Origin of the sequence: Rhodanobacter ginsengisoli, from assembly GCF_042657065.1 — a bacterium.
Classification (GTDB): Bacteria; Pseudomonadota; Gammaproteobacteria; order Xanthomonadales; family Rhodanobacteraceae; genus Rhodanobacter; species Rhodanobacter ginsengisoli.
Window position 1 is genome coordinate 163,340 of the sequence record NZ_JBHSNF010000004.1, and the last position, 25,169, is coordinate 188,508.

18 protein-coding genes are annotated in these 25,169 nt (G+C 66.8%); 5 read left to right on the forward strand and 13 right to left on the reverse strand.

Annotated features, from left to right (window positions below; all coding sequences use genetic code 11):
- Positions 1 to 5 precede the first annotated feature (5 nt).
- Complete coding sequence (locus ACFPPA_RS16825) at positions 6 to 1,241, reverse strand: TIGR03862 family flavoprotein (RefSeq protein ID WP_377322011.1); 1,236 nt, start codon at positions 1,239 to 1,241, stop codon at positions 6 to 8.
- 802 nt (positions 1,242 to 2,043) lie between these two features.
- Here ACFPPA_RS16825 and ACFPPA_RS16830 point away from each other — a divergent pair.
- The 5 genes from ACFPPA_RS16830 to ACFPPA_RS16850 all read left to right on the forward strand — a co-directional run bounded on the left by ACFPPA_RS16830 (position 2,044) and on the right by ACFPPA_RS16850 (position 10,503).
- Positions 2,044 to 4,095, forward strand: a complete 2,052-nt coding sequence (locus ACFPPA_RS16830; protein WP_377322012.1) for a pre-peptidase C-terminal domain-containing protein — start codon at positions 2,044 to 2,046, stop codon at positions 4,093 to 4,095.
- 26 nt (positions 4,096 to 4,121) lie between these two features.
- Positions 4,122 to 4,556, forward strand: a complete 435-nt coding sequence (locus ACFPPA_RS16835; protein WP_377322013.1) for a hypothetical protein — start codon at positions 4,122 to 4,124, stop codon at positions 4,554 to 4,556.
- Between the two features lie 406 nt (positions 4,557 to 4,962).
- Positions 4,963 to 6,099, forward strand: a complete 1,137-nt coding sequence (locus ACFPPA_RS16840; RefSeq protein ID WP_377322014.1) for a hypothetical protein — start codon at positions 4,963 to 4,965, stop codon at positions 6,097 to 6,099.
- Between the two features lie 629 nt (positions 6,100 to 6,728).
- Entirely contained in the window at positions 6,729 to 8,852 is a 2,124-nt protein-coding gene (locus ACFPPA_RS16845) for an autotransporter family protein (RefSeq protein ID WP_377322016.1), read from the forward strand.
- Positions 8,853 to 9,132: 280 nt separating this feature from the next.
- The gene (locus ACFPPA_RS16850; RefSeq protein ID WP_377322018.1) at positions 9,133 to 10,503 is read left to right on the forward strand and encodes a M20/M25/M40 family metallo-hydrolase; all 1,371 of its coding nucleotides are present in this window, start codon (positions 9,133 to 9,135) and stop codon (positions 10,501 to 10,503) included.
- 29 nt (positions 10,504 to 10,532) lie between these two features.
- Here the strand turns inward: ACFPPA_RS16850 and ACFPPA_RS16855 are convergent, their stop codons facing one another.
- The 12 genes from ACFPPA_RS16855 to gspF form a co-directional block, all read right to left on the reverse strand.
- A complete protein-coding gene (locus tag ACFPPA_RS16855) occupies positions 10,533 to 13,232 on the reverse strand; it encodes a bifunctional diguanylate cyclase/phosphodiesterase (RefSeq protein WP_377322020.1) in 2,700 nt (899 codons plus the stop codon).
- A 184-nt stretch (positions 13,233 to 13,416) separates the two neighbouring features.
- Complete coding sequence (hrpB, locus tag ACFPPA_RS16860; protein WP_377322021.1) at positions 13,417 to 15,942, reverse strand: ATP-dependent helicase HrpB; 2,526 nt, start codon at positions 15,940 to 15,942, stop codon at positions 13,417 to 13,419.
- 82 nt (positions 15,943 to 16,024) lie between these two features.
- Positions 16,025 to 18,364, reverse strand: coding sequence for a type II secretion system secretin GspD (gene gspD, locus ACFPPA_RS16865; protein ID WP_377322023.1), 2,340 nt, complete (start codon positions 18,362 to 18,364; stop codon positions 16,025 to 16,027).
- 3 nt (positions 18,365 to 18,367) lie between these two features.
- Positions 18,368 to 19,120, reverse strand: a complete 753-nt coding sequence (locus ACFPPA_RS16870; protein WP_377322024.1) for a hypothetical protein — start codon at positions 19,118 to 19,120, stop codon at positions 18,368 to 18,370.
- A complete protein-coding gene (gspM, locus tag ACFPPA_RS16875; protein WP_377322026.1) occupies positions 19,117 to 19,773 on the reverse strand; it encodes a type II secretion system protein GspM in 657 nt (218 codons plus the stop codon). Before gspM ends, ACFPPA_RS16870 begins: the two co-directional genes overlap by 4 nt.
- A complete protein-coding gene (locus ACFPPA_RS16880) occupies positions 19,770 to 20,957 on the reverse strand; it encodes a type II secretion system protein GspL (protein ID WP_377322028.1) in 1,188 nt (395 codons plus the stop codon). The genes gspM and ACFPPA_RS16880 overlap by 4 nt, the downstream gene beginning before the upstream one ends.
- Entirely contained in the window at positions 20,954 to 21,826 is an 873-nt protein-coding gene (locus ACFPPA_RS16885; protein WP_377322030.1) for a type II secretion system minor pseudopilin, read from the reverse strand. The genes ACFPPA_RS16880 and ACFPPA_RS16885 overlap by 4 nt, the downstream gene beginning before the upstream one ends.
- Positions 21,823 to 22,491, reverse strand: coding sequence for a prepilin-type N-terminal cleavage/methylation domain-containing protein (locus ACFPPA_RS16890; protein WP_377322032.1), 669 nt, complete (start codon positions 22,489 to 22,491; stop codon positions 21,823 to 21,825). The genes ACFPPA_RS16885 and ACFPPA_RS16890 overlap by 4 nt, the downstream gene beginning before the upstream one ends.
- A complete protein-coding gene (locus ACFPPA_RS16895) occupies positions 22,488 to 22,922 on the reverse strand; it encodes a type IV pilus modification PilV family protein (RefSeq protein ID WP_377322034.1) in 435 nt (144 codons plus the stop codon). Before ACFPPA_RS16895 ends, ACFPPA_RS16890 begins: the two co-directional genes overlap by 4 nt.
- Entirely contained in the window at positions 22,919 to 23,377 is a 459-nt protein-coding gene (locus tag ACFPPA_RS16900; RefSeq protein WP_377322036.1) for a GspH/FimT family pseudopilin, read from the reverse strand. Before ACFPPA_RS16900 ends, ACFPPA_RS16895 begins: the two co-directional genes overlap by 4 nt.
- Positions 23,378 to 23,379: 2 nt before the next feature.
- A complete protein-coding gene (gene gspG / locus ACFPPA_RS16905) occupies positions 23,380 to 23,805 on the reverse strand; it encodes a type II secretion system major pseudopilin GspG (protein WP_377322242.1) in 426 nt (141 codons plus the stop codon).
- Between the two features lie 34 nt (positions 23,806 to 23,839).
- Positions 23,840 to 25,057 (reverse strand): type II secretion system inner membrane protein GspF, encoded by a 1,218-nt coding sequence (gspF, locus tag ACFPPA_RS16910; RefSeq protein ID WP_377322037.1) that lies wholly within the window; start codon positions 25,055 to 25,057, stop codon positions 23,840 to 23,842.
- Positions 25,058 to 25,169 lie beyond the last annotated feature (112 nt).

Sequence of the window (25,169 nt, forward strand, 5' to 3'; positions counted from 1 at the left end):
ATCGGCTACTTGCGCAGCCAGTGTGCCGCGCCGCGGCCGGCAATCAATCCGCTGGCGAAGCAGGCGGTCAACAGATAGCCGCCGGTGGGCGCCTCCCAGTCCAGCATCTCGCCGGCACAGAACACGCCGGGAAGCGCGCGCAGCATCAGGCTGTCGTCCAGCGCCTCCAGCCGCACGCCACCGGCGGTGCTGATCGCTTCGGCGATCGGTCGCGGTGCGCGCAGTTGCAGCGGCAACGCCTTGAGCCGGGCGGCCAGCGCCGCCGGATCGGCCAGCGTGGGCTTGTCGACCAGCTCGAACACCAGCGCGCACTTCGCCGGATCCAGCCCGGCGCGGCGACGCAACCAGTCGCCGATGCTGTGCTTGCCGCGCGGCGCGGCCAGCCGTTCAGTCAGCACTGCCCCGGTGTAACCGGGCACCAGATCCAGCAGCAACGTGGCCGCGCCCCGCTCACGTATCTGCTCGCGCAGCTCGGCGCCGATCGCGTAAATCAGGCTGCCCTCGATACCGTATTCACTGAGCACGAATTCGCCCTGGCGAGAATGGGCCATGCCCTGACGGTCGACCCAGTGCGCCACCACGGGCTTGAGCGGCGCACCGGCAAAGCGGCTGCGCAGATGCTCGCTCCACGTCAGCTCGAATCCGCAATTCGCGGGCTGCAGCGGCGCGATGTCGACCCCACGCTGTTGCAGCGGACCCACCCAGCCGCCATCGGAGCCCAGCTGCGGCCAGCTCGCGCCACCGAGCGCGAGAATAACCGCGCTGGCCGGGATCACCCGGGCGCCCTGCGGCGTGGCGAAATGCAGGGCATCGTGCGCCTGCCAGCCCAGCCAGCGGTGGTGCATGTGGAATGTCACGCCGGACTCGCGCAGGCGGTGCAGCCATCGGCGCAGCAGCGGAGCCGCCTTCAGGTCGGCAGGGAAGATCCGGCCGGAACTTCCCGCAAACGTTTCCACACCCAGGCCCTGCGCCCAGGCACGCAGCGCATCCGCGTCGAATGCATCCAGCCAGACTCCCAACTCGGCTCGCCGTGCGCCGTAGCGTTCGACGAAACGCGCCGGCGGCTCACTGTGGGTGAGGTTGAGCCCGCCCTTGCCCGCGAGCAGGAATTTTCGCCCGACCGAGCCCATGGCATCGTACAGATCGACGGCAACACCCGCCGCGCAGGCAGCCTCGGCTGCCATCAGGCCAGCCGGGCCACCGCCTATGATGGTCAGTCGTGTCGAAGTTGCATGGGTCATCGCGGCATGGTCGCATGCCGCAGGCGCGGAATGAATCGACGGCCGCGGTCGATCAGCGAGCGTCACGCCCCTGGGCCCATCGGCAACGTCGTCCAAAGGTACCGACACCACTCCGACGGGGCGACGGGTGCATCACGCCCGGCGGGTCCGTTGAAAACGTTTTCCCGGTTCATATTTCACGACATTAATCCCGCCGGATCGACGCCGTCGATATTAATGACACGGATATTCGTGTCGAATTATGCAATAACCGGGTTCCGTGTTTATTTGCGTTATAGCGCAATATGTTTCGAAACAGTCAAGATACCGGAGACCGTATCCCGATTTCGATCCGCCCCGGCAATCCCGGGGAAATCCTTCAAGTGCCTGATCGGAAGAATGTATCGGAGCGTGGCATGGCTATCCCACCGCGCCGGCCATGGCGCAACTCTCGACCGGCCGCGCCTGGCGCAAGTTGCTGCGACGAGAAGGACAGCGCCGAGCTGTCTGTGATTTCGATCACCCGGTATTTCGAAAAGTCCTATTGACGGTCTCCGAGATCTCGACATAACGTCCGCGCATTCGTTCGATCGGGATATTGGCGAATGACCCTTGAAGGACGTCCACATATTTCCTGGCGTCCAGAAAAAAACGACTGTGCCTTGCTCGATGGATGAATGGGGGCAGCCACAGGCACATACAGGGTCGCAAGCAGGATCGTTCCACAAGCACCACCTGTTGCCGCGACGATCGCGGCATTTTCATATGAGGCCAGTCCGGCCTCATACGGGTTCGTTTGTCCTGAAATTTTATGGGGAGTCATATGTCCAGGTACTTGAAACGCAATCTGTTGAACGTCTTCGCGGTCTCCGCGTTGCTCGGTCTGACCGCGGGGGCGGCCATGGCCAGCAGCGGCAGTGAATTGGCGCCGCAGACACAAAACCCATATGCGCCGGCTTACGGGCATGCCTATCGTCACGGCGCGGTTCCCACCCGCGAAGCCCACGGCCGGATGAAGCAGTACCAGTCGCTGCATGCGGCCTCGACCGCCGCGGCTACCGGTTCGAAGACGCTCAGCTACGGCGGCGGCGTGGACGGGATCGGCGTCACCAGCGGTACGCCGAAGGTCTACATCGTGGTCTACGGCAGCCAGTGGGGCACTGCCGGCACCGACGGCAGCGGCAACACCACCGTGTCCAACGACCCGGTCGGCGCCGTGCCCTACATGCAGAAGTTGTTCAAGAATCTCGGCACCGGCAGCGAGCTGTGGTCGGGTGTGCTGACCCAGTACTGCGATGGCCCACTGGTCTCCAGCGGCGCCACGTTCTGTCCGTCGGGCGCCCCTCACGTGGGCTATCCCACGGGCGGCGCGTTCGCCGGCATCTGGTACGACAACTCGGTCTCCTCACCGTCCAATGCCACCGGCGCACAGCTGGCGCAGGAAGCGATCAAGGCCGCTCAACATTTCGGCAACACCACGGCCGCGTCGAACCGCTACGTGCAGTACGTGATCCTGTCGCCGACCGGCACGCACCCGGATGGTTTCAACACCTCGAGCGGCCAGTTCTGCGCCTGGCATGACTGGAATGGCGACCAGAGCGTCAGCTCGCCGGTGGGCGATGTGGCATTCACCAACATGCCGTACGTCTACGACATGGGTACCAGCTGCGGCATGGGCTCGGTCAACGGCAACACCGCCCAGGGCAAACTCGACGGCTTCTCGATCGTCGAGGGCCACGAGTATGCCGAGACGGTCAGCGACCAGAACCCGGCAGGCGGCTGGACCAATCACGTCAGCGGCTCGGCCAGCAACGGCCAGGAAAACGGTGACGAGTGCGCCTGGATCAGCTCCGGCCAGGGCGCCACGGCGAACGTGGTGATGGGCAGCGGCACGTTCCCGATGCAGAGCACCTGGTCCAACGACACCAACGAGTGCGACATCTCGCACCCGATTGTCGGCGGTGGTGGCGGTGGCAACGTTCCGCCGGTAGCGAACTTCAGCGATACCATCAGCGGACTCACGGTGAACTTCACCGACAGCTCCACCGACAGTGACGGCAGCATCGCGTCGCGCTCGTGGAACTTCGGCGACAGCAGCACCTCCACCGCTACCAACCCGAGCCACACCTATGCCGCGGCCGGTACCTACAGCGTGGCGCTGACGGTGACCGACAACAGCGGTGCGACCAACACCAAGACGCAGTCGGTGACGGTCTCCAGCGGTGGCGGTGGCGGCAACGTGCTGCAGAATGGCGTGGCATTGACCGGCCAGGCCGGTGCGACCGGTGCCCAGCTGTTCTACACCGTGGTGATCCCGGCGGGCGCCAGCAACCTGGTGATCTCCACGTCCGGCGGCACCGGCGACGCGGATCTGTACACCAAGTTCGGTTCCAACCCGACGCTGTCCAGCTATGACTGCCGTCCGTACATCACCGGCAACAACGAGAGCTGCACCGTGGCCTCGCCGCAGGCAGGCACCTACTACGTCATGTTGAACGGCTACGCGGCGTTCTCCGGCGTCAGCATCAAGGCCACCTGGTCCACCGGCGGTGGTGGTGGTGGCAACGTGCTTTCGAATGGCGTGGCCGCAACCGGCCTCAGTGCCACCACGGGCAACTCGGTGGCCTACACCATGGTCGTGCCCGCAGGCGCCACCAACCTGAAGTTCGTGATTTCCGGCAGCAGCGGCGACGCGGACCTGTACGTCAAGTTCGGTTCGGCGCCGACCACCAGCAGCTACGACTGCCGTCCGTACCTCACCGGCGACAACGAGACCTGCACGATCTCGAACGTGCAGGCCGGTACCTACTACGTGATGGTGCGTGCCTACCAGAGCTACTCGGGCGTCAGCCTGACCGGTAGTTACACCCCGTGACCTTGTAGCACCGGGGGCGCGCAAGGATGCGCGTCCCATTCTGCCTCAAGCGGGACTGCGACACCGGCGAACTGGATCGTGTACCGGAGCATGAAAGCCCGCTCGATGATCAATGCCATCAGCGAAACGAGGGCCCGGTCGGCAACGACCGGGCCTTTCCGTTTGCCTCCACCATGGCGACATCACGGGTCGACGCGCGAACCGGCCGGGAAATTGCCATCCTCACCGACGGTCGGCTTTCCGCGCCGGACAGGGACGAGATCATCGATGCTGCCGGGTATGCAAACCGCCATGCCCATTGCATCCTCGCGGGACTGTCCCGAAAACCGGCGAATCCGCGCATGGTCATCGACGGATTAACCTGCCAGTCCATCTGGACATTATCAGAATCGCAATTTATTGCGTTTTTCGAATACTCCACCGCGACCATCCCGATTCTTGCCGATTCGACGGCGGCCTGAATCAGATCGTTGATTTCATGGCAATAGATATTCGACACAAGCCCGGTCAGGACCCGCGGGGGCACGAATTACCACGGATTAACTGCCCGACATTTCGTGATCGGCATCACTTGTTAATGAAAAAATTCCTATTGACGAAAATCGAATTTCAACTCTATGGTCCCGAGTCCGTTGGTGCCAGGCTCGACGGATGATGCTGTGGCGAACCGATCGGATCGGTATCTCACAGCGATCTCAGGCATGTTTCCCCAGGAGCGGTTTCCACCGACGGATTGAATAAGCGCAGAAATATGGGGCCGCTTGAAATGCCTGGCAACACGGACGTCGTGCTGATCGCGACGTCCATGGCACGGGTCGATCCGGCCCAACTCGCTTCATCATGTTCTGAACATCCATGGGGAGTCATATGTCCAAGACCATCAAGAGCAGCCTGTTGAAAGCCTTCGCCGCCTCCACGCTGCTCGGCCTCGTCGCCGGTGCCGCCGTGGCGGGCAGCAACAATGAATTCGCGACAGGGCAAAACCCTTACGCACCCTCCTACGGGCATGCCTATCGCCATGGCGCGGTTCCCACCCGGGAAGCGTTGGGGCGCATGAACCAGTACGGAGCGTTGCATGCCGCCAAGCCAGGTGGCGGTGGCAGTTCGCAGACTCTCAGCTACGGTGGTGGTGTGGACGGCATCGGTGTTACCAGCGGCACGCCGAAGGTCTACATCGTGGTCTACGGCAACCAGTGGGGCACCGCTGGTACCGATGCGAGCGGCAACATGACCCTGTCCAACGACCCGGTCAGCGCCGTGCCCTATCTGCAGAGGCTGTTCAAGGGTCTTGGCACGGGTGGCGAGCTGTGGTCGGGTGTGATGACCCAGTATTGCGACGGCCCCGGCGTTTCCACCGGCGCCACTTCCTGCTCGTCGAGCGCCGCGCATGTCGGCTATCCCAGCGGCGGCAATCTCGCCGGTATCTGGTACGACAACTCGGTTGCCTCGCCGTCGCAGGCCACCGGCACCCAGCTGGCGCAGGAAGCGCTCAATGCGGCCGCCCACTTCGGCAACACCACCGCGGCGTCGAACCGCTACGTGCAGTACGTGATCCTGTCACCGACCGGCACGCATCCCGATGGCTTCAATACCTCCACGGGCCAGTTCTGCGCCTGGCATGACTGGCAGGGCGACGGCTACGGCGTCACCTCGACGGTCGGCGACGTGGCCTTCACCAACATGCCGTATGTCCACGACATGGGAACCAGCTGCGGTCAGAATTATGTCAACAGCGGCGTGCAGGGCGCGCTCGATGGCTTCTCGATCGTCGAGGGGCACGAGTACGCCGAGACGGTGACCGACCAGAACCCGGCCGGTGGCTGGACCAACCACGTCCGTGGCTCGCGCAGCAAGGGCCAGGAAAACGGCGACGAATGCGCATGGCTCAGCTCGGGTCAGGGGGCCTCGGCGAACGTGGTGATGGCCAACGGCAGCTTCGCCATGCAGAGCACCTGGTCGAACGACACCAACGAGTGCGACATCGCGCACCCGATCGTCCTGTAACGGCAAGTTCGCAGCAAGCGGATCCGGTGCCGGCGCGGACCGTGATCCGGCAGAAGGGCACAAGCGCAATGGCCCGGTCGGCAACGACCGGGCCATTGTCGTTTGCCGGGCCAAGGTGGATGGGCGGCTTCACATCGTCATGCCACGCGACCGATCGGTCGAGGCGGCCCTGACCGTCCTGATCGGCCTGCCGTCGATCAGGACGATGCCGCAGTATGCCACTGATTTACAAGGTATTCCTGCCTTGCACACTCCCGTCACGCGACCGGGTATTAAATATTTGTTGTGACTTCGGCGATGTCTCCCCAGCGGCATGTCGACGTTCCGCCCTCCCTCTCTCTCCACCCACCATCGAAACCGACAGACCGACAGCACTCGCTGCTTTATTCGAGTGGGTAAAGAGCACGCGCGGGATTTACTGCCCCGTGAACTGGAACGCGGGCAGCACCCCGCCACCATGAAACGCCGGCCGGTGGAGCCCAAGCAACGCTTCCCGTTCTGCCGACACCACCAACACGTTTGCCTCCGGGGTGATACGCCAAACGGAGATCGACGAGCACCGCGTGCACCTGCTGACCCAGCAGGCAAGACGCTGCCGCGACCCTGCTCCCCACACCTGAGGCGACCCCATGAAGAAGAAACTCCTGCTCCCCCTGCTAGGTTCCGCCATGGTGGCGTGGCTGCCGCTGTCCGTCGCGCGCGAAGTCGTCGTGTTGCCGGGCGTGGTTGGCACCGTCGGTGTCACCAGCGGTGTCGATACACAGGGACCGGGAACCCTGCTGGTCGGCAACCAGGACATCAACACGGGCAATGATCCGGGCGGCGCGATCACCACCGATGCGGCCAACACTGCCAACATCCAGTTCAACAACAGCTCGACCGTGACCGGCTTTGTCGGCACGACCGGCTCGACGTTCCTCAACATATCCGCCGGCACCAATGCCAACACGGTGACCTTCAACGGCCCGGTCTACTCGACGACGTTCTCGGTGGCCGGCACCGGCACGGTCAACTTCAACGGTGGCTTTACCAGCAATACCGGCTCGAGCATGGATTTCGCCGGTGACGGCTTCATCAATGTGGCGGCGGGCCAGACGGTCAAGGCGGCCATCACCAACACGGCCGGTGCCAGCACCGGTACGCTGACGCTCAACAAGGACAGCATCCTGGACGGAGCCGTCGGCGCCGCGAGCGGCCTGAAGCAGATCAACGTGGTCGGCGGCAATGCGCTGATCACCGGTCAGGCCAATGCCGCCAGCTACACGCTGGGCACGAACACCCTGAATGTCGCCGGCGCGTTCGCGATTCCGGTGGCGGGCACCATCAACACCACGATCTACAGCGAGTCGCTGTACGGCAAGATCGTGCCGGTCGGTGCCGCCACCATCGGCAATGCGCTGCAGGTCAATGTGACGGTCACCGGACCGATTCCGGTCGGCAGCATATTCAACATCGTCGACGCTCAAAGTGGCACCGACGGCAGCACGGTGACCGCGACCAGCAACACCACGCGCTACGCGTTCTCGGCAGCGCCGACCACCCACGGCCAGGTACAGATCGTCACGACGCAGATTCCGCTCGCGGACGTCGTGGCCCCGGTCGGCAACCCCACCGCGCCGGTCATCGCACCGGTCGTCGATGCCCTGCCGTTGGTTCCGGTAACCGCACCGCTGTTGACCGCGATCACGCTGCTGCCGGATGCACAGCAGGTGGCCGATGCGCTGGCGCAGCTGCAGCCCGGCGCGGCCAGCCTCGCGGCGCCGCTGGCCAGTTACCGTGTCACCCAGCAATTCCAGGGGTTGTTGAACTCGCATCTGGAAGGGGCCGCGTGGCCCTGCAGCGAGAACGATCAATCCGATGACCGGAATGTGCCGAAGAGAGAGGATTCCTCCACCTGCCAGCCCGCGCAGAAGCGCTCGCAGTTGTGGGCCGCCGGGTTCGGCTATGCCGGCCGCCAGGAGGACCGCGACGGCTACGAGGGTTATACCGACAACAGCTCCGGCATGCTGCTGGCGTATGACGTCCCGCTCGGCCAGGCGACCACGGCCGGTGTCGGCATCCGCTACGCCAACACATCGCTGGAGGGCAGCAGCACGCTGAACCATGGCAACATCAAGTCGCATCAGGCGATGGCCTATCTCGGCTTTGCGCCAAACAGGTCGTGGTTTGCCAACGCGTCGCTGGTGTACGGCGAGGATGACTACTCGACTACGCGGAACATCGCATTTCCTGGTTTCAGCGCCCACACCGGCGCCCATTACACCGGGCATCAATACACCGCTTCCGCCGCCACCGGGTATCACTTCTTCCTGGGTGATGGACGGACCACGATCACCCCGATGGCCACGCTGCAATACACCCACCTGAAGACAGCCGGTTACACCGAAGCCGGCAACGCCGCCATCGACCTCAGGGTCGATCCGCGAAGCTACAACTTCCTGCAATCCGGCCTTGGCGTGAAATTCGCTCGTGACATCAGCACTTCCAACACCACGATCATCCGCCCGGAAGTGCACGTCAACTGGCTGCATTCGTTCCACGGCGACGCGATGCGCGATACCGCGACGTTCACCTCCGGCGGGCCGGCATTCACCACCACCGGTGTGGCGTCGGAAAAGGATCTGTTTGATGTGGGTGCCGGCGTCATGCTGGCGGGCAACACGACCTGGTCGGTCGAAGGCGTGTACGACTACCAGTGGAACCGCAGCTACAAGGCGGGCCAGGCCATGCTGAAGTTCACCCTGCATCTGTAAACCGAGCTGCAGTCAGCCGATGTCGCGACCCGTCGCGCGTCGGTGAAACCAAAGGCCCGAACGGCGACGTTCGGGCCTTTTTTTCTCGCCGCATTCCATGGCGGATCAGTCCTCGCCGCGGCGATATGCAGGCGCCGGGAATTGCGCGCGATGCGTTCCGGCGTCCCGCGGCCGCGCGGCCGCACGCCATCCACGGGGACGTTCCGGTTCGACCATCACCCATGGCGTCGTTGTATCGTGGTGATCCATTGCAGAGGGATGTCGACCGATGATTCGAGCCATGCGAGTACTGTCCTTCACCCTGCTGGCTGCAACCGGGGCCAGCCAGGCGGCACCGGCCGTGCCTCACGAGCAGCCGGCACTGCACCGGCTGGCCGGCGCCCCCAGCGAGGCGGAACTGCGCGCCACGATCACCCGGCTGGTCGGTTTCGGCACCCGGCATACGATGTCGGATACCCGATCCGACACCCGCGGCATCGGTGCGGCGCGGCGCTGGGTCAAGTCGCGCTTCGAGGCGATCTCGAAGGATTGCGGCGGCTGCCTCGAGGTGGTCACGCCGTCGCAGGTATTCAGCGGCGAGCGCCTCGACCGCCCGACCGAGGTGATGGACGTGGTCGCCATCAAGCGCGGCAAGGGCGACCCCGGCCGCGTGATCGTGATGAGCGGTCATCTCGATTCGCGTGTCTCCGACGTGATGAACAGCCACAGCGACGCGCCCGGGGCCAACGACGATGCCTCCGGCGTCGCTGCGCTGATCGAGGCGGCGCGCCTGCTCTCGAAGCAGGACAACGATGCCACCCTGGTATTCGCCGCGCTCTCCGGCGAGGAACAGGGCCTGTACGGCGGCAAGGTGCTGGCCGACTATGCCGTTGCCCGGGGCTGGCAGGTCGAAGCCGATCTGAACAACGACATCATCGGCAACAGCCGTGGCCAGAACGGCGTCCTCGACAGCACCACGGTGAGGGTGTTCTCCGAAGGCACCAAGAGCAATGAAACCCCGACGCAGGCCGCCTATCGGCGCTATCACGGCGGTGAAGTGGATTCGCCCTCGCGCAATCTCGCCCGCTACATGGCGACCCTCGCCGACGCCTACCTGCCGGATCTGCGGGTGAGGATGATCTATCGTACCGACCGCTTCGGCCGCGGCGGTGATCAGGTCGAGTTCCTCAAGGCGGGCTTTCCGGCGGTGCGCGTGACCGAGGCGCACGAGGACTACACGCACCAGCATCAGGACCTGCGCACGGAGCATGGCGTGCGCTACGGCGACACGATCGCCGGGATCGACTTCCGCTATCTGGCCCGGGTCACCGCGCTCAACACCATCACCATGGCGGCGCTCAGTCGTGCGCCGGCAGCACCGACCGGGGTGACCGTCGAGGGCGCGGTGGCGACCGACACTACGCTGCACTGGAACAAGCAGCCCGCGGCCGCCGGCTACCGCGTGCACTGGCGCGACACCACCGCGCCGCGATGGCAGTACCGGCGCGCGGTCGGCGATGTCGACCACGCCGTGCTTCACGACGTGGTGATCGACGACTGGTTCTTCGGCGTATCGGCAGTGTCGACCGATGGCTATGAAAGCCCGGTGGCGTTCCCCGGTTTCGCCGGCAGCTTCGAACGCTCGCCGGCCGCGGCGGCGGCATCCAGATAGCCCGGAACAAGGGCGGCCCCGGCGGCCCTTCAGCGACCCGGTGCGCGGTCGACCGCCTCGGCCTGCCCCGGCGCATCGCCCTCGCGATGGAACACGGCCAGTTCGGGACAGTGCAGGCTGAAGCCCTGCGCGCCGTTGATCCCCAACGCCGTCAGCGCCTGCACGGTCTCGGCATCGGTCACCCACTCCGCGACCACCGCCAGTCCGAGGCGGTGGCCGATGTCGGTGACGGCCTTGACCATCAGATGGCTGACCGGGTCGGTCAGCATGTCGCGCACGAAACTGCCATCGATCTTGAGGATGTCCAGGGGCAGGTTCTTCAAATAGGTGAACGAGGACATGCCGGCGCCGAAATCGTCCAGCGCCACCTTGCATCCGGCCGCGCGCAATCGCTCCATGAAGCGCACGACCTGCGACAGATTGCGCACCGCCACCGTCTCGGTGATCTCGAAGCACACCCGCGACGGGGCGACCCGATAGTGTCGCAGCCAACCGATGATCAGGTCGGCCAGCGCCTCGTCCTCGATGCTCGCCCCCGAAAGATTGATCGCCGCCATGCCCAGACCCGCACCCGCCGGGTGCAGCTGGTCGAAATGGGCCAGGGCCGTCTCGATCACCCAGCGGTCGACCAGCGGCATCAGGCCGTAACGCTCGGCCGCGGGCATGAACACGCCGGGCACCACCAACGCACCGGACTCGTCGCGAAAACGCAGCAACAGTTCGATGCTGGGCTGGCCGCCGGCAGCCAGCGGCAGCGGCCAGATCTCCTGGTAGGTCAACATCAGACGATGCTCGTCGACGGCCCAGCGCAGGCGATTGGCCCATTCCATCTCGCCGCGCCGACGCGCGGTCTCGTCGTCGCGCTCGGAATAGAAATGCACCCGGTTGCGACCCAGCTCCTTGGCCATGTAGCAGGCGGTATCGGCCTGGGCCAGCAGGTCCTTCATCAGCAGTCCCGGGCGATCGATCATCACGCCGCCGATGCTGGCGCTGATGGTGTAGCTGCGCTGCTCCCAGATGAACACGTAGCCATCGATGCATCGCCGCATCCGCTCGGCCACCTGCTCGGCGGCGGCGCGATCGGCCACTTCGGCCACGAGTGCGCCGAATTCGTCGCCGCCCAGCCGCGCCAGCACGTCGGCCCCGCGCAGCTGCCTGCGCATGACGTTGGCCAGCTGTGCCAGCAACTGGTCACCGGCGAGATGGCCGGAAGTGTCGTTGATCAGCTTGAACTGATCGAGATCCAGATACAGCAGCAGGGAAAGTGGCGACCCCGCGCTGCCCGACTGCAGCGCACCCTGCAGTCGATGCTCGAACGCGCGCCGGTTGTACAGTTCGGTCAGCACGTCATGGCTGGCCTGGTGACTGAGCAATTCGGTCAGCTGGCGCTGTTCGCTGATATCGCTGGCCACCATCAGCAACTGGCTGTGCCCGCCCAGCATGACCCGGGATATCGCCACGCTGGCCCAGAAACGAACGCCGTCGTCATTTTGCAGCAGGGCGTCGACCCTGCCGCATCCGCGGGTATCCGGGTCGCGCAACTGCATGTCCAGCAGCGGATCCTCGAACAGGTTCGGCAGGGTGTGTTCCAGCAGGCGCTCGCCCAGCCGATCGCGCGCGGCGCGGTTCGCGTAGGTGATCTGGCCGGCATCGACCTCGGCCAGCAACACCAGCGCCGGCAGCAGCTCGTTCAGGGCGCGAAAGCGTTCCTCGCTCTCGCGATAGCGGCGGCTCATGGCCCAGCCCAGTTCCAGCGCGCGCTGACGGGTACTCACCACGGAAAAGACCAGCAGCGCCAGCAGCACGCTCGCCAACAGGCCGGCCGCGGCATTGGACTGACTCCAGTCGATCGCCGCCGGTCCGGAGTCCAGCGGGCGCATCAGGACGCTCCACACGCGCCCGCCGTAGGCCAGCTGGCGCTCGAAGCGATAGCCTGCCGTCGGCATGGCGCGGTCCGATTGCGAATCGAACAACAGCGACGGGCTGCCGTCGGTGACATCGGTGATCCGCATATGCAGTTCGTGCTTCACCTGCGCCGGCAGCAGGTTGCCGATGAGGCGGCCTGCCCGGAATGACACCGCGATCGAACCAAGCGCACGGCGACGCCGTTCGGCGATCGTGCCGGGCGACTTGCCGGGGCTGAAGATCGGCAGGCGCATGGTGATGCCGTCTTCCAGCGCGATGGAGGTGCTCTGCTGCACCAGGCGGAACGGTCCCGACATGGTGGGCTCGTCGCTATCACGCGAAGCCAGCAGGCCGCTGAAATTATGTGGTTGCGCCGCCACGTCGAGTCCGCTCAGCGCCTCGTTCCCCGGCCCGGGCTCGACCCAGCGGGTGACGTAGTGTTCGCCGTCCGCACGCAGTTCGCGCGGCGCGTACGCCAGCGCCAGCAGGCTGGGAAACTGCTGGCGGGGCCGCAGGTTGGCGTAAAAGTCGGCGAACTCGCTCCGGCTCACCTTGTCGGACGCGAGGAACAGGGTCTGCATGGCACGCAACATGGCCCCGGCCGTTTGCAGCCGGGCCTCCAGGGCCAGATAGCTCTTGTCGGCCAGCTCGTTGCGAACGAAGGTCTTCTCGGCCTCCTGGTGGCGGCGCTGCTGCTGATGCAGCACCACCGTGGCCGCCAGCCCCAGCAGCAACGCCAGCGAGCTCCACAGATACGCACTCAGCCGCCATGGCGAGGGGCTCGGAACGGCGGGATCGGTTTGCTCGCGGCTTCCGGCCGACATCCGAACAAGGTTCTTGAAATCCTTTTTCTCTGGCAAGGGATCCCCCCACGCAACATCGTAGCGTTCGATCCTACCCGCAGACGCCGGAAATAGGCGTGAGCAAGGCACAGCGCCTGGAAGGTCCACACGGATCGGCAAAGGAGTTGCAGCAACGGCCTGATGGGCGAACCTGCCTCCTGGAGGCTCAGTGCCGTTCGCGCGGTTTCGCCCGATGGGTCGGCGTGGCGGTCCAAGGGTCGTCCGGCCAAGGATGGCGTGGATACCGACCCTTCAGCTCCTTCTTCACCTGCGGATAGGTGCGCTCCCAGAACCCCTTCAGATCCTGCGTCACCTGGATCGGTCGCCCCGCCGGCGAGAGCAGGTGCAGGGTGACCGGAATGCGACCGCCGCCGACCCGCGGGGTGTCGGCCAGGCCGAACAACTCCTGCAACTTGACCGCCAGTACCGGCGGTTCGCCTTCGCTGTATTCGAGCCGCCGCGATTGTCCGCTGGGCACCACCACGGTCTCCGGCGCCTGCTCGTCCAGCAGGCGGCGCTGCGCGTGGTCGAACAGCGCCATCAAGGCCTGCGACAGCACGTCCGCGCCCAGCGCATCGAGTCGATGCTTGCCGTGCAGCCAGGGCGCCAGCCAGTCATCCAGCGAAGCCAGCAGCGCCGTATCGGAAACGTCCGCCAGGCCAAGCTCGGGCATCCACGCCCGCAGCGCCAGCATGCGCGTGCGCAATCGGCGCGCCGGTCCACTCCACGGCAGCGCGTCGATGCCCCTGGCGCGTATCGCGGCGAGCAGACCCGGCAAGGCATCCTGCGGCTGCACCGGCACGCTGTGGCGCTCAAGCACGATGGCGCCGAAGCGCTGTTCGTCGAATGCCTCGAGTGCACCGCGTGCGTCGTTCCAGCGCAAGGTGCGTTCGCGGACGAATTGCGCGGGATAGTCGCGCTCGAGTACGCGCGGATCCAGCGGCGCCGCGGCCAGGATGAGGCTGTCGCGCGCCTCGTGGCGAAGGTCCAGCGCGACCAGCCACGGCTCGCCGTGCAGCGCGGTGTTCTCGTGCAGGCGTGCCCCGCGGCCACTGGCCAGCGTATATCGCAGCGGATTGCCGTCGTCACGGCGGGCGACGCGGTCGGGAAACGCATGCAGCAACAGCTCGCCCACGCTGTGGCTGTCCGGCATGCCGCTGGCGGCGCTGCGGACGTCCAGACGTCTGCGCCAGCCCTTGCTGGCCTGCTCGATCGCGACCAGGGCACCGGTATCCACCTCGCCGCGCACCGGCACGCCACGACGATCGCGCCAGGCATGCAGCGCGGCCACCCGCACGCGAAAATCATCGCTGCGCGCCTGTCCGCCACGCAGCGGCGAGCGCGCCTCCATCAAGGCCAGCAGGTCGGCGATCAGCGCGCGCAGTTCGGTCGGGGCACGCAGCGCGGCGGCAGCCAGCCGCGGGCTGGCGCCCAGCTCCAGCATCTGGCGACCGAGCGCGGTGATCCGCCCGTCGGCGGCGAGCGCGCCCAGCCGGCCCAGCAAATCGCTCGCCTGCGCCAGTGCACCGGCCGGCGGCGGATCCAGCCAGCGCATGCCGGCCGCATGATCCGGCGCCACACCCCATGCCGCCAGTTCCAGCGCCAGCGCGGACAATTCGGCCTGGCCGATTTCGGCCGTGCGCGAAGGCTCCAGCCGCCGGCTCTGCGGCCACAGCCGATACGCTGTACCTGCCGCCACCCGGCCGGCGCGACCGGCGCGCTGGTCGGCCGAGGCCTGCGAAATGGCGACGGTCTCCAACCGGGTGAAGCCGGAATTCGGATCGAACCGCGGCTCGCGCGCCAGCCCCGCGTCGATCACCACGCGGATGCCGGGCAAGGTGATGCTGGACTCGGCCACGTTGGTCGCCAGCACGATGCGTCGCGTGCCTGCGTCGGCCGGGGACAGCGCGGCTTGCTGTTCGGCCAGCGAGAGTTCGCCGTGCAGGGCCAGCACCTCGACATCGTCGCGTAGCAGGGTCTGCGACAACACCGTCTGGCTGCGCGCGATCTCGCGCCGGCCGGGCAGGAACGCCAGCACGTCACCCTCGCTTTCCTCCAGCGCCTGGCGCGCAATGCGCGCAAGCTGATGTTCGATGCTCTCCTGTGTCCGCGCCGGCGGGTGCTCGATCCGCACCGGGAAGCTGCGGCCGGGGCTGGAGATGCGCGGCGCCTGCAGCCATCGGGCGATGCGCTCGCCGTCCAGCGTGGCCGACATCAGCAGCAGGCGCAGTGCCGGTCGCAAAGTGTCCTGCACATCCAGCGCCAATACGGCGCCGAGATCGCCAGCCAGGTGACGCTCGTGGAATTCATCGAACACGATCGCGCCGATCCCGGCCAGCTCCGGGTCGGCCTGGATCAAGCGGGTCAGGATGCCTTCGGTGACCACCTCGACGCGGGTCGCGGCACCGACCTTCGATTCGAAGCGGATGCGGTAACCGACCGTCTGGCCGACCGCCTCGCCCAGCTGTTGTGCCATGAACTGCGCGGCCGCGCGGGCCGCGATCCGGCGCGGCTCCAGCATCACGATCTTCTGTCCCGCCAGCCACGGCGCATCGAGCAGGGCCAGCGGCACCTGGGTGGTCTTGCCGGCCCCGGGCGGCGCCTCCAGCACCAGCCGCGGATGCGCGGCCAGTGACGCGAGGATTTCCGGCAGCAGCGGGGTGATCGGAAAGGCGGGCGTGGCGGCGGTCATCCGCAGGATGATAGCGGCTGCCGCGGACGGCCTTCGCCTGGCCTCACCTCGCGCGGCTGCCGCCGGCACAGTGCTCCCGGCGTCAATGGGAAGCGGGAGACACCCCCGACGCAGGCTTGCCGGTCGTCCGCAACGGTGCCAGCGATTCGAACTTGCTCTGGTACTCGTCGGTGATCTGTTTGGCATCCTCGCCGCCGCGGATCACCCGCGGCGTGATCAACACGATCAGCTCGGTGCGGTTGCGGCTGCGGCTGGTGCTGCCGAACAGGCGACCCAGCCACGGGATCCGGTTCAGTCCCGGGATGCCGGTATCGGCGGTCCCTTCGGCCTGCTGGATCAGGCCGCCGAGCAGCACGGTCTGGCCGCTCTGCACGGCAACCTCGGTGGCCAGCTCACGCTGCGAGATGGTGGCATTGCCGTTGACCAGCGCCACCGACTTGTCGACCTGGCTGACTTGCTGGCCGATGTTCATGTAGACCAGGCCACCGGGATTGATCCGCGGCTGCACATTGAGGATCACCCCGGTATTGATGTAGCTGACCTGGTTGTAGCTGGTGGCCGTGCCGATCCCGGTATTGACGCTGGTCTGGTTGATCGGGATCTGGTTGCCGACCTGGATGTGCGCGGTCTGGTTGTTCATCACCACCATCGAGGGCGCCGACAGCGTCTTGGTATTGCCGCTGGTCTCCATCGCGTTCACCGCGACCTGCAGGTTGTTGTTGAGGAACGAATAGAAGAACGGCTGGCCGGTGAAGGTATTGCCGCCCTGACCCAGCGCGATCTGGCGCGGGTTGCCGGGATGGCCCGGCACGATATTGCCGCTGCTGTCGGTGGTGCTGCCGGCCAGCCCCTGCAGATACCACTGCACGCCGAACTTGAATTCGCCGGTGAGGTTGACCTCGAGGATGCGGGTCTCGATCTGCACCTGCAGCGGCACGTTGTCGAGCTTGCGGATCGCCGCCTTGATCTCCTCCCATTGCGACGGTCGCGCCCGCACCAGCAGCTGGTTGTTGCTGTCCACCGAACTGATCTTCACGCTGCCGTCGCTGGAACTGAACTGCTGGTCGGCCGCCGCACCACTGGCGTTGCTGGCCAGGCTGGCGCCACCGACGCCGGAGGCGCTGCCGCCCATGCCGGCCGCGCTCGGCCCGCTGCCGTCGCGACTTTGCTGACCACCGCTGCTGCCGAAGCCGGAACTGCCGGAAGCACCGTTGAGCCCGCCGGCCGCGCTGCCGAAGCTGCCCGCGGTGCTGCCCATGCTGTTGGCGCTGGCGTTGTCGGCACTGCCCAGGGTACCGCCGCTCAGGCCCGGCCCGACCTGGCCGCCGTTGTCGCCGCTACTGCCGCCGGCACCGTTGGTATAGATCCGGGCCAGGTATTTGGCCAGGTCGGAGGCCTTGATGTTGCGCACGTCGTAGACGAACAGTTGCGGCTCGTTGCCGCCGCCGCGGTCGATCCGGGTGATCCAGTCACCGACTTCCTGCAGGTATTCGGGCTGGGTGCTGATCACCACCAGCGCGTTGGTGCGCTCGATCGGGATGAAGCGCAGCATGCCGGCCAGCGGGGTGTCGCCGTGCACGCCGAACATCCCGTCCAGCTTGGGCATCAGCTCGCCGACGTTCGCGTACTGCAGGTTGAACACGCCCACCGACATGCCACGCAGCCAGTCGACGTCGAAGGTGTGCACCATGCTCTGGTAATTGGCCAGCTCCTCGGGCGTACCGGACATCACCAGCAGGTTGCGCGCCGGATCCACCAGCAGCACGGCATCCTTGCGCGCGAACGGCTTGATCAGCTTCTGCATCTCGCTGGCGGAGATATAGCGCAGCGGAAACAGCCGCGCCTGCAGCCCTCCGGCCGGTGCGCTGGCACCGAGGCTGGGCACCAGGTTGCCAGCCACGGCATCCTTTTCCGGCATGACCACGTAGCCGCCCGCGCGCTTGACCAGCGCGTTGTGCGTCCACGACAGCAGCGTTTCCAGGATCGGCAGGGCCTGGCTGGCGTCCACCGGCTCGGACGTGGAGAACGAGATATTGCCCTGCACGCCCGGCACGATCGTGTAGTTCTGCTTGAGCAGGTCGCCGAGGATCGCCTTGACCACCGCCTGCACCGGCTGGTTCTCGAAATTGAAGGTCACCGCGCCGGCGCCGGTCGCCGCCGGGCGTGGCGTGCGCAACGCCCCGGGCCGGACGAAGCGACCGCTGCCGCGGCTGATCTGCGATCCGGTCACGGCGCTCTGACCACTGTTGATGTCGTTGTTCAGCGGCAACGGCGCGGGCGGTGGATTCTGCGTGCCGGCCATCGCCTCGCGCTGCAATGCGCCGTCATCGTGCGGCTTCGGCAGGCTGGCGCAACCGGTCAGCCACACGGCGACGGCAAGCGTGGCGGTGCGCAGAACGTGCTGGGTGAGCGAGTGACACATGGATCAACGTACTCCTTCGTTGGCCGCAGCAGCATGTGCAGCGCGACGTTTCTGGATGCTCTGGCGGAGCCGTTCGATGGCCGATTCCGCGGGGCGGTCTGGCGGCGCCTGCTTTGCGGGCGCCGGCTGCCGCAGCGAGCGCATGCCTTCGCGTCCGCCGGGACGCGCATCCATTTTCTGTGCCCCCTCCCCACCGGCCTGCACGCGCATCATGGCATTGCCGACCGTCGCATTGCGCGGATTCTGCGCGTCGCTGCGGTCCGGTTTCGGTTCGTCGATCGGCGCACCGGCCGGCAGCTTCAGTTCGGTGCGTCCCGCCGAGGAGTCGAACAGGGCCGAGCGCGGGTGCACCTCCACCAGGGTCACGCTGCCGTCCGGCAACGACTCGCCTTCGCGCAGGCGTACCTCGGTGTCGCCGTTCTTGCTGTGCAGCAGGGCCATGCGCAGGCCGGGAGTGAGAATGATGCCGGTCAGTTCGAGATCGCCGAGGTTGCTGTCGCCGTCGGCGGCATAGGCCACCGGTTTGCGATCGGGAGTGAACAGCGGCTTTTGCCAGATCAATGCGAACTGCTGCAACGGCTGCGGCTGCGGCAGGTCGGCCCGATTGCCGGCCGGTGGCAGCGGTGCGAGTGGCCGCGCCCTTTCCCAGTGCACGCCGCGGCCGATGCCGCTGAGCAACAGCAGCAGCAGCGCGCCCAGCAGCACGGCGACGCCGGCCAGCAGCGGGGTCAGTTGACGCTGGTTGGCGGCGTTCATGGCTCGACCCCCGCGTCATCGGGCAACGCTGGTGCGGCTGCGGTACGCGATGGACGAACGTAGCCGGACAGGGTGAACTGCACTTCCAGCGGGGCCGCGTGACTCTGCTGCGCCGCCACCGGATTGCGATAGATGCTGAGGTCGTCGACGAACAGGTACGGCGTACCCTGTTCCAGCGCCAGCAACACGGTCGCCAGCGGCTCGACATCGCAACTCAGGCTGATGCTGACGGCGGCCTTGCGATAGGGCTCGCCGGGGCTGGCCGGCGGATTCGGCAGCGGCATCTTCTGACTCACCAGGCAACGGCCACCCGTGGTGCTGCTGCCAACCACATCGACCACCCGCTGCATCAGGTCGGCCGCCGCGGTGTTCGGATCGTCCGCCGCCAGAAACGCGCTGCTGGCGGCCTGGCCCGCACCAAGCGCGGCGAGGCGTTTCTGCAATTCCGGTTTCTCGGCGATCGCCGCGGCGTAGCGGCTCTGGGTATCGCGCAGCTCGGCCATCTCGCTGCCGATCTGCTGCAACGGCGCCACGAACCACCAGTGCAGCAGCACGAAATAGCCCAGCAGCAGGGCTAGCAGCAGCAACACGATGGCGGCGATCCGGCTGTCCCGTGGCTTCAGCGCGAGCGGCTTGAATGCGGCTGTCCTCATGGCGCACCAGTCCGGTTCGTGGATGTCGACGCGGCGGGCTTCGAGCCGCCGGCGGTCGGCTGCTGCACGCGGGCGGTCAGATAGAAACGCTCCTTGCCGGTAGTCGGATCGGGCTGGATGCTGCCCTGGAAGCTGGCATCGGTGATCAGCCGCGAGTCCTTCAGCGCATCGAGCAATTTCGCCGCCTGCGGGCTTTGCCCCTGGAAACCGATCTGACCCGTGTTGTCGACGCTGAAGCGCTCCAGCCACGCACTGTCCGGCAGGCGCAGGGTGGCCTCCTGCCACAGGCTGATCATGCTGACGGTGTTCTTCTTGCGCTGGACCAGGAAGCCCGCCGCACCGGCGTTGTCCTGCAGTTGCTGGCGCAACGCGGCCACCTGCTGCGCCTCGCCGCGCATGCTCTCGACCTCGCTCCGCATCTGGCTCAACGCTGCCTGCCGGTTGTGCAGCCACTCGCCGAGCACCAGCACCAACAGCAACACACACGCACCGGCCAGCAGCAGATTCAGGCGCCGCCGTGGATAACTGCGGCGCGGCGCCTGCTCCGGCGGCAGCAGGTTGACCCCGAGCCGTCCATCGGCCATGGCCAGATCCACCGCATCCACCGAAATGCCCTGCGCGCGCAGGCGGGCCAGCAGCGGATCGAGCGTGACACGCGTCACCACCACCAACTCGACGTTGAGGCGGCCGCCGGTCGCCGGCTCGGCCAGCTCGCGCACCGCGTAATACACCTGCGCCACATTGAACGGCGTCTGCCGATCGATCTCGAACGCGGCCACCTGCAGCAGGTTGTCGCGCGCCGCCCGGGGCAACGCCAGCGTTCGCCGCAACACCACGGCGGCCGGCAGCAGCAGCGCCAGGCGCAGGTCCTCGCGATCCACCTTCTGCAAGGCGGCCACCAGCGCGTCCGGTCGGGCATGCCCTTCGACCGCGGCAGCTTCGACGCCATCGTCCCAATCCGCCAGCAGGTCGCCGTGGCCATTGCGGCGCAGCGTCCACTGCGCGTCGATGTGCTGCAGCAGATACCAGTCCGCTCCGCTGCCGAACCAGCCGCGCCAGCGCCGCGGCAGCAGATCACGCAGCTCGCCGCCCCACCAGCCCAGGAATCCCGGCATCGGCGAAGCACGCCAGGCACGGCGCAGGCGATCCATCAGCGGTCGCAGCGACTGCGTTGCCGTACTCATTCCGCCTTCCCCTCCTGCCAGCGCAACACCACGTAGGGCTGTGCACCGGCTTGACCTGGTTGCGCACGAATCGTGGCGCGCACCATCGCGCTGGTACCGTCGGCCAGCGTAGCCTCGGACTGGATACTATGCGTCGTTCCATTGTTGAGAGCCAGACTCGGGTCGTTCGCGTTTTTCAGCCGTGCAGCCTGAATCGCCTGCTGCTGCTCCGGCGTCATCCCCGGAATCGCCGCCAGCGCCAGCGGTGGCGCGCTGTTCGGATCCGGCGTCTGGTTGCCGGACCAGACCGTGACCACCGGGGCCACCTGCCGGTAGATCGCCGGCGTCATGCCAAGCACCATCTGCAGTTCCTCGACGCTGGCAAACGGACCGTGGCGCGGACCGTAATCACGCCCTGCCGCCAGATACGCGGCATCGCGTTCGCCCGGCGTGCTGGTCGGATCCGGCGCGCTGCGCCAGTCGATCACGCTGGCTGCCAGCAATTTCGCCTTCGGCACGGGCATTCCCACCTGCCGGAACAGGCCCAGCAGCACCTCGGGCGTGGCCGTGTTCAGATCCACCTTGCCACCCTCATTGATGGCCGAGACCTTGATGGTGGCGTGGTCGTACTGGAAGGTATAGACCCGCCCGTCGCCGACCCAGCGGCGGCGGACCTGCGGATCCTGCAATTGGTAGAACGCGCGCATGACGCCCGCCTCGGCCGCGTAGTGCGCCCGGGTCTCGGCAAACTGGTAACGCGCCTGCAGGCCCTCGGTCCGCGCCAGTGCGGCATAGCCGCCCAGCAGGATTGCCAGCAGCGTGCACGCCCACAGCACCAGCAGCAGGGCGACGCCGCGCTGACCGGCGCGCCGTGTCGGTGGCCGCCTCATCGCAGCCCCCCGGGATTCAGGCCCATCCGCGGCGCACCCGACGGCACGCTGGCACTGGCCGGGTTGGCCCGCAGCGGCACATCCAGCTGCGGCCAGCCCACGTTGCCATCCGGTTGCAGCCGGATGCTCACCAGCAGCGGCAGCAACGGCCCTTCGGGCCACGCCTGGGACCACGGCAGCGCCTGCCCCCTGGCATCGACGCCGCGATAATTGAAGCCGCCGCCATGAATGTGGTCGAGCAGCACCTGCGGATCGCCCAGCGGCCGGAGTGGCCGTCCATCCGGTGGCAGCAGGGCCAGACTCAGTTCCAGCCGCAACTCGCCGTGGCCATCGTCGACCAGTTGCAACTGCTGCAGCTGCGGCCCCAGTTTGCCCAGGTAGCCGGGCAGCGGCGCGACGTAGCGCATCTCCCGCGCCGAGCCCTCGAAGTAGATCGGCTCGCCCTGCGCGGTGGTGCCGATCGGCTGGGTCATGCTTTGCGCCAGCTCGCGCCGCAGGAACTGCTGGGCCGAGCGCACCTGATCGAGGCGCTCGATCACGGCCGTGCCCGAACGCACGGAGTGGGTGGCGGTGCGGATGCCGGAATACACGCCGACCAGCAGCAGCGCCAGCAACACCAGCGAAGCAAGCACCTCCAGCAGGGTAAAACCGGCGGCGCGTTTCATCGGCCGGCCTGCGCATTGCCGGGGCCACCCGCACCGAAGGAGGGGCCACCGAGTCGCAGCGTGCGGAAGTGTGCCGAACGGGGATGTGCGGGTGGCCCCCACAGCACGTCCAGATCCAGCTGGTACAGCTGCAGCGGCGCATCCGGCGTTGTCGTCCCGGCCTGGTTCCAGGGTGTCACGTCGAGCTTCCAGCGAAACCGCCGGTCGAACCGGCCCGAGCTGCTGCCCGGCCTGACCACCTCGCCCACGAACGCGCTGTCGAGCAGGCTGCGCGCCCACATCGCCGCCTCGCTGTGTTCGGCGGCGTTGTGGGTCAGGCTGATCGAGGCCCCGGCCACCTTCATCAAGGCGGTGAACGCGATCGCCAGCAGCATGATCGCGGCGATCACCTCGAGCAGGCTGAAACCCCGCTGCGGCCGGGAGCGGATCATCGCGCCGCCACCGTGTCGACCACGCGCACTTCACCGGTCAGCCACGACACGTTGACATGCCATTGCCGCTTGCCTCTCTGCAAGGTGATGCGCCCGCCGGTGGAACTGCCGTCGGGGAAAAAGCGGATGCGCCCGGTGTGGTCGTTCGGCCGGTCCTCTTTCGCGCTGGTGATGCTCACGCGCAGGCCCTTGGGCAGGCGCACGTCCCGCTGCTTTACATTGCGATAGCTGTTGGCACGGGTGTCCACGTCGAAACTCTGCTCCTGTCCGCGCACGATCGCCTGCGCCCGGGTCGCCCGCAAGGCGCCCGCCAGCTCGCTGCTGGCCGCGCGCACCCGCGCGCTGGCCAGGCCCTGCGACACCGAGATCGAGACCGCCGCCGCGGCGATGCCGATCAACAGGATCACCGCCAGCATTTCCAGCAGGGTGAAACCATGGGCGCGCGCGGCTTTCATGCTTACTGCCAGTTCCCCACGTCCTTGCTGTAACCGTCCCCGCCCGGCTTGCCGTCCTGGCCATAGAAGATCAGGTCGAAACTGCCGTGCTGACCCGGATACTGGTAGCCGAACGGGTGACCCCAGGGATCCTTCAGGCCGGATGACTTGGTATACGGGCCCTGCCAGTTCGTCGCATTGGCCGGCTTCACCAGCAGGTCTTCCAGCTGTTGTGGCGGGGCGCCGTTGTCGAGCGCGTAGTTCTCGATCTTCTGGCTCAGCGTGGTCAGTTGCGCCTTGCCCGCGCCGTACTTGCCCTTGTCCACGTTCTTGCCGACCTGGGTCACCACCACCGCGCCGATGATGCCGATCAGCACGATCACCGCGAGCATTTCCAGCAGGGTGAAGCCGCCGTTCGAGCCGATACGTCGTGGTTGCCTGTACTGCATCTGGATCACCTCGGGTTTGCGAAAAATCATGGGTCTATTGAATGTTGCTGGTCAGGCTGAGCAGCGGCAGCAGGATCGCGGCCATGATGATCGCCACCATCACCGTCATCACGATGGTCAGCGCCGGCACCAGCGCGGCCAGCAGACGATCGATCGCGCGCTTGGACTCGAGTTCAAACGTGTCGGCGACTTTCAGCAGCATGGTGTCGAGCTGACCGGCTTCCTCGCCGACCTGCACCATCTGCATCGCCAGGCGCGGAAACAGTTTCGACTGGCCCAGCGCCAGGCTCAGGCCGGAGCCGCCCTTGACCTGTTCGTGCGCCGTGCTCAGCGCCGTGTCCAGCGCCAGATTGGCGGTGACCTGGCGCGCGATGGTCAGCGCGCTCAGCAGCGGCACGCCATTCTTCAGCAGCGTGCCGAGCGTGCGCGCGATCCGCGCGGTCTCCACCTTCAGCAGCAGCGGGCCGACCAGGCGCATCTGCAGCAGTCGGGTATGCCAGGCCAGCCGCAGCGCGGGATCGCGCAGCCGGGCGCGCCAGCCGAACAGGCCGCCACCGAGCAGCAGCAGGATCAGCCACCACCACGACTGCAGCGTGTTGCCGAGCAGCAGCACCGCCTGGGTGATCCACGGGATCGGTACCTGCATGTCCTCGAAGATCGGCACGAACTGCGGCACCACATAGGCCAGCAGCAGGATCAGCGAGCCGAGCACGCCGACCATCAGGAATGCCGGATAGATCAGCGCATTGACGATGCTGCCGCGCAGGGCCTGCGCCCGCTCCAGGTAATCGGCGAGCCGGCGCAGGGTTTCCTCCAGCGAGCCGCCCGCCTCGCCGGCGCGCACCAGGCTGACATACAGCTTGGGGAACACGCCGTGCTCCTCGTCCAGCGCCGAAGACAGGGTATTGCCGCCGCGCACCCGGTCGCGCACGCGCTCGATCAGTTTCTTTGCGTTCTCGCCCTCGGGCAGCTCCAGCAGGATGCTGAGGGCGCGATCCAGCGGCTGGCCGGCACCGAGCAGGGTCGCCAGCTGATGGGTGAACTGGGCCAGCTGGTCACCGTTGAACGGCCCGCGCTTGAACAGCGCGGCCAGGCCGCTGCCGCCGCCGGCACCGTCGGCCGGCTGCGCTTCCAGCGGGGTGTGTCCCTGATCCTGCAGGCGGCCGATCACTTCCTCGACACTGGCCGCCTCCATCTGGCCTTCCAGCGTCTCGCCGGCTTCGCTGACGGCCTTGTAGCGGAACTGGGTCATCGGGTTGCAGCCAGCCGCGACGCAAGGACGGGCCTGTTCCTCCTCTCCCCCCAGGGGAGAGGATCGAGGTGAGGGGCGGGTGCTCGCGGGGAATCGTCACGAGCGAGTGCTT

Bases quoted from the DNA above. Each gene is read 5' to 3' on its own strand.
- ACFPPA_RS16825 (WP_377322011.1), bottom strand. From the start codon at position 1,241: ATGACCCATGCAACTTCGACACGACTGACCATCATAGGCGGTGGCCCG.
- ACFPPA_RS16830 (WP_377322012.1), top strand. From the start codon at position 2,044: ATGTCCAGGTACTTGAAACGCAATCTGTTGAACGTCTTCGCGGTCTCC.
- ACFPPA_RS16835 (WP_377322013.1), top strand. From the start codon at position 4,122: ATGCGCGTCCCATTCTGCCTCAAGCGGGACTGCGACACCGGCGAACTG.
- ACFPPA_RS16840 (WP_377322014.1), top strand. From the start codon at position 4,963: ATGTCCAAGACCATCAAGAGCAGCCTGTTGAAAGCCTTCGCCGCCTCC.
- ACFPPA_RS16845 (WP_377322016.1), top strand. From the start codon at position 6,729: ATGAAGAAGAAACTCCTGCTCCCCCTGCTAGGTTCCGCCATGGTGGCG.
- ACFPPA_RS16850 (WP_377322018.1), top strand. From the start codon at position 9,133: ATGCGAGTACTGTCCTTCACCCTGCTGGCTGCAACCGGGGCCAGCCAG.
- ACFPPA_RS16855 (WP_377322020.1), bottom strand. From the start codon at position 13,232: ATGTCGGCCGGAAGCCGCGAGCAAACCGATCCCGCCGTTCCGAGCCCC.
- hrpB (WP_377322021.1), bottom strand. From the start codon at position 15,942: ATGACCGCCGCCACGCCCGCCTTTCCGATCACCCCGCTGCTGCCGGAA.
- gspD (WP_377322023.1), bottom strand. From the start codon at position 18,364: ATGTGTCACTCGCTCACCCAGCACGTTCTGCGCACCGCCACGCTTGCC.
- ACFPPA_RS16870 (WP_377322024.1), bottom strand. From the start codon at position 19,120: ATGAACGCCGCCAACCAGCGTCAACTGACCCCGCTGCTGGCCGGCGTC.
- gspM (WP_377322026.1), bottom strand. From the start codon at position 19,773: ATGAGGACAGCCGCATTCAAGCCGCTCGCGCTGAAGCCACGGGACAGC.
- ACFPPA_RS16880 (WP_377322028.1), bottom strand. From the start codon at position 20,957: ATGAGTACGGCAACGCAGTCGCTGCGACCGCTGATGGATCGCCTGCGC.
- ACFPPA_RS16885 (WP_377322030.1), bottom strand. From the start codon at position 21,826: ATGAGGCGGCCACCGACACGGCGCGCCGGTCAGCGCGGCGTCGCCCTG.
- ACFPPA_RS16890 (WP_377322032.1), bottom strand. From the start codon at position 22,491: ATGAAACGCGCCGCCGGTTTTACCCTGCTGGAGGTGCTTGCTTCGCTG.
- ACFPPA_RS16895 (WP_377322034.1), bottom strand. From the start codon at position 22,922: ATGATCCGCTCCCGGCCGCAGCGGGGTTTCAGCCTGCTCGAGGTGATC.
- ACFPPA_RS16900 (WP_377322036.1), bottom strand. From the start codon at position 23,377: ATGAAAGCCGCGCGCGCCCATGGTTTCACCCTGCTGGAAATGCTGGCG.
- gspG (WP_377322242.1), bottom strand. From the start codon at position 23,805: ATGCAGTACAGGCAACCACGACGTATCGGCTCGAACGGCGGCTTCACC.
- gspF (WP_377322037.1), bottom strand. From the start codon at position 25,057: ATGACCCAGTTCCGCTACAAGGCCGTCAGCGAAGCCGGCGAGACGCTG.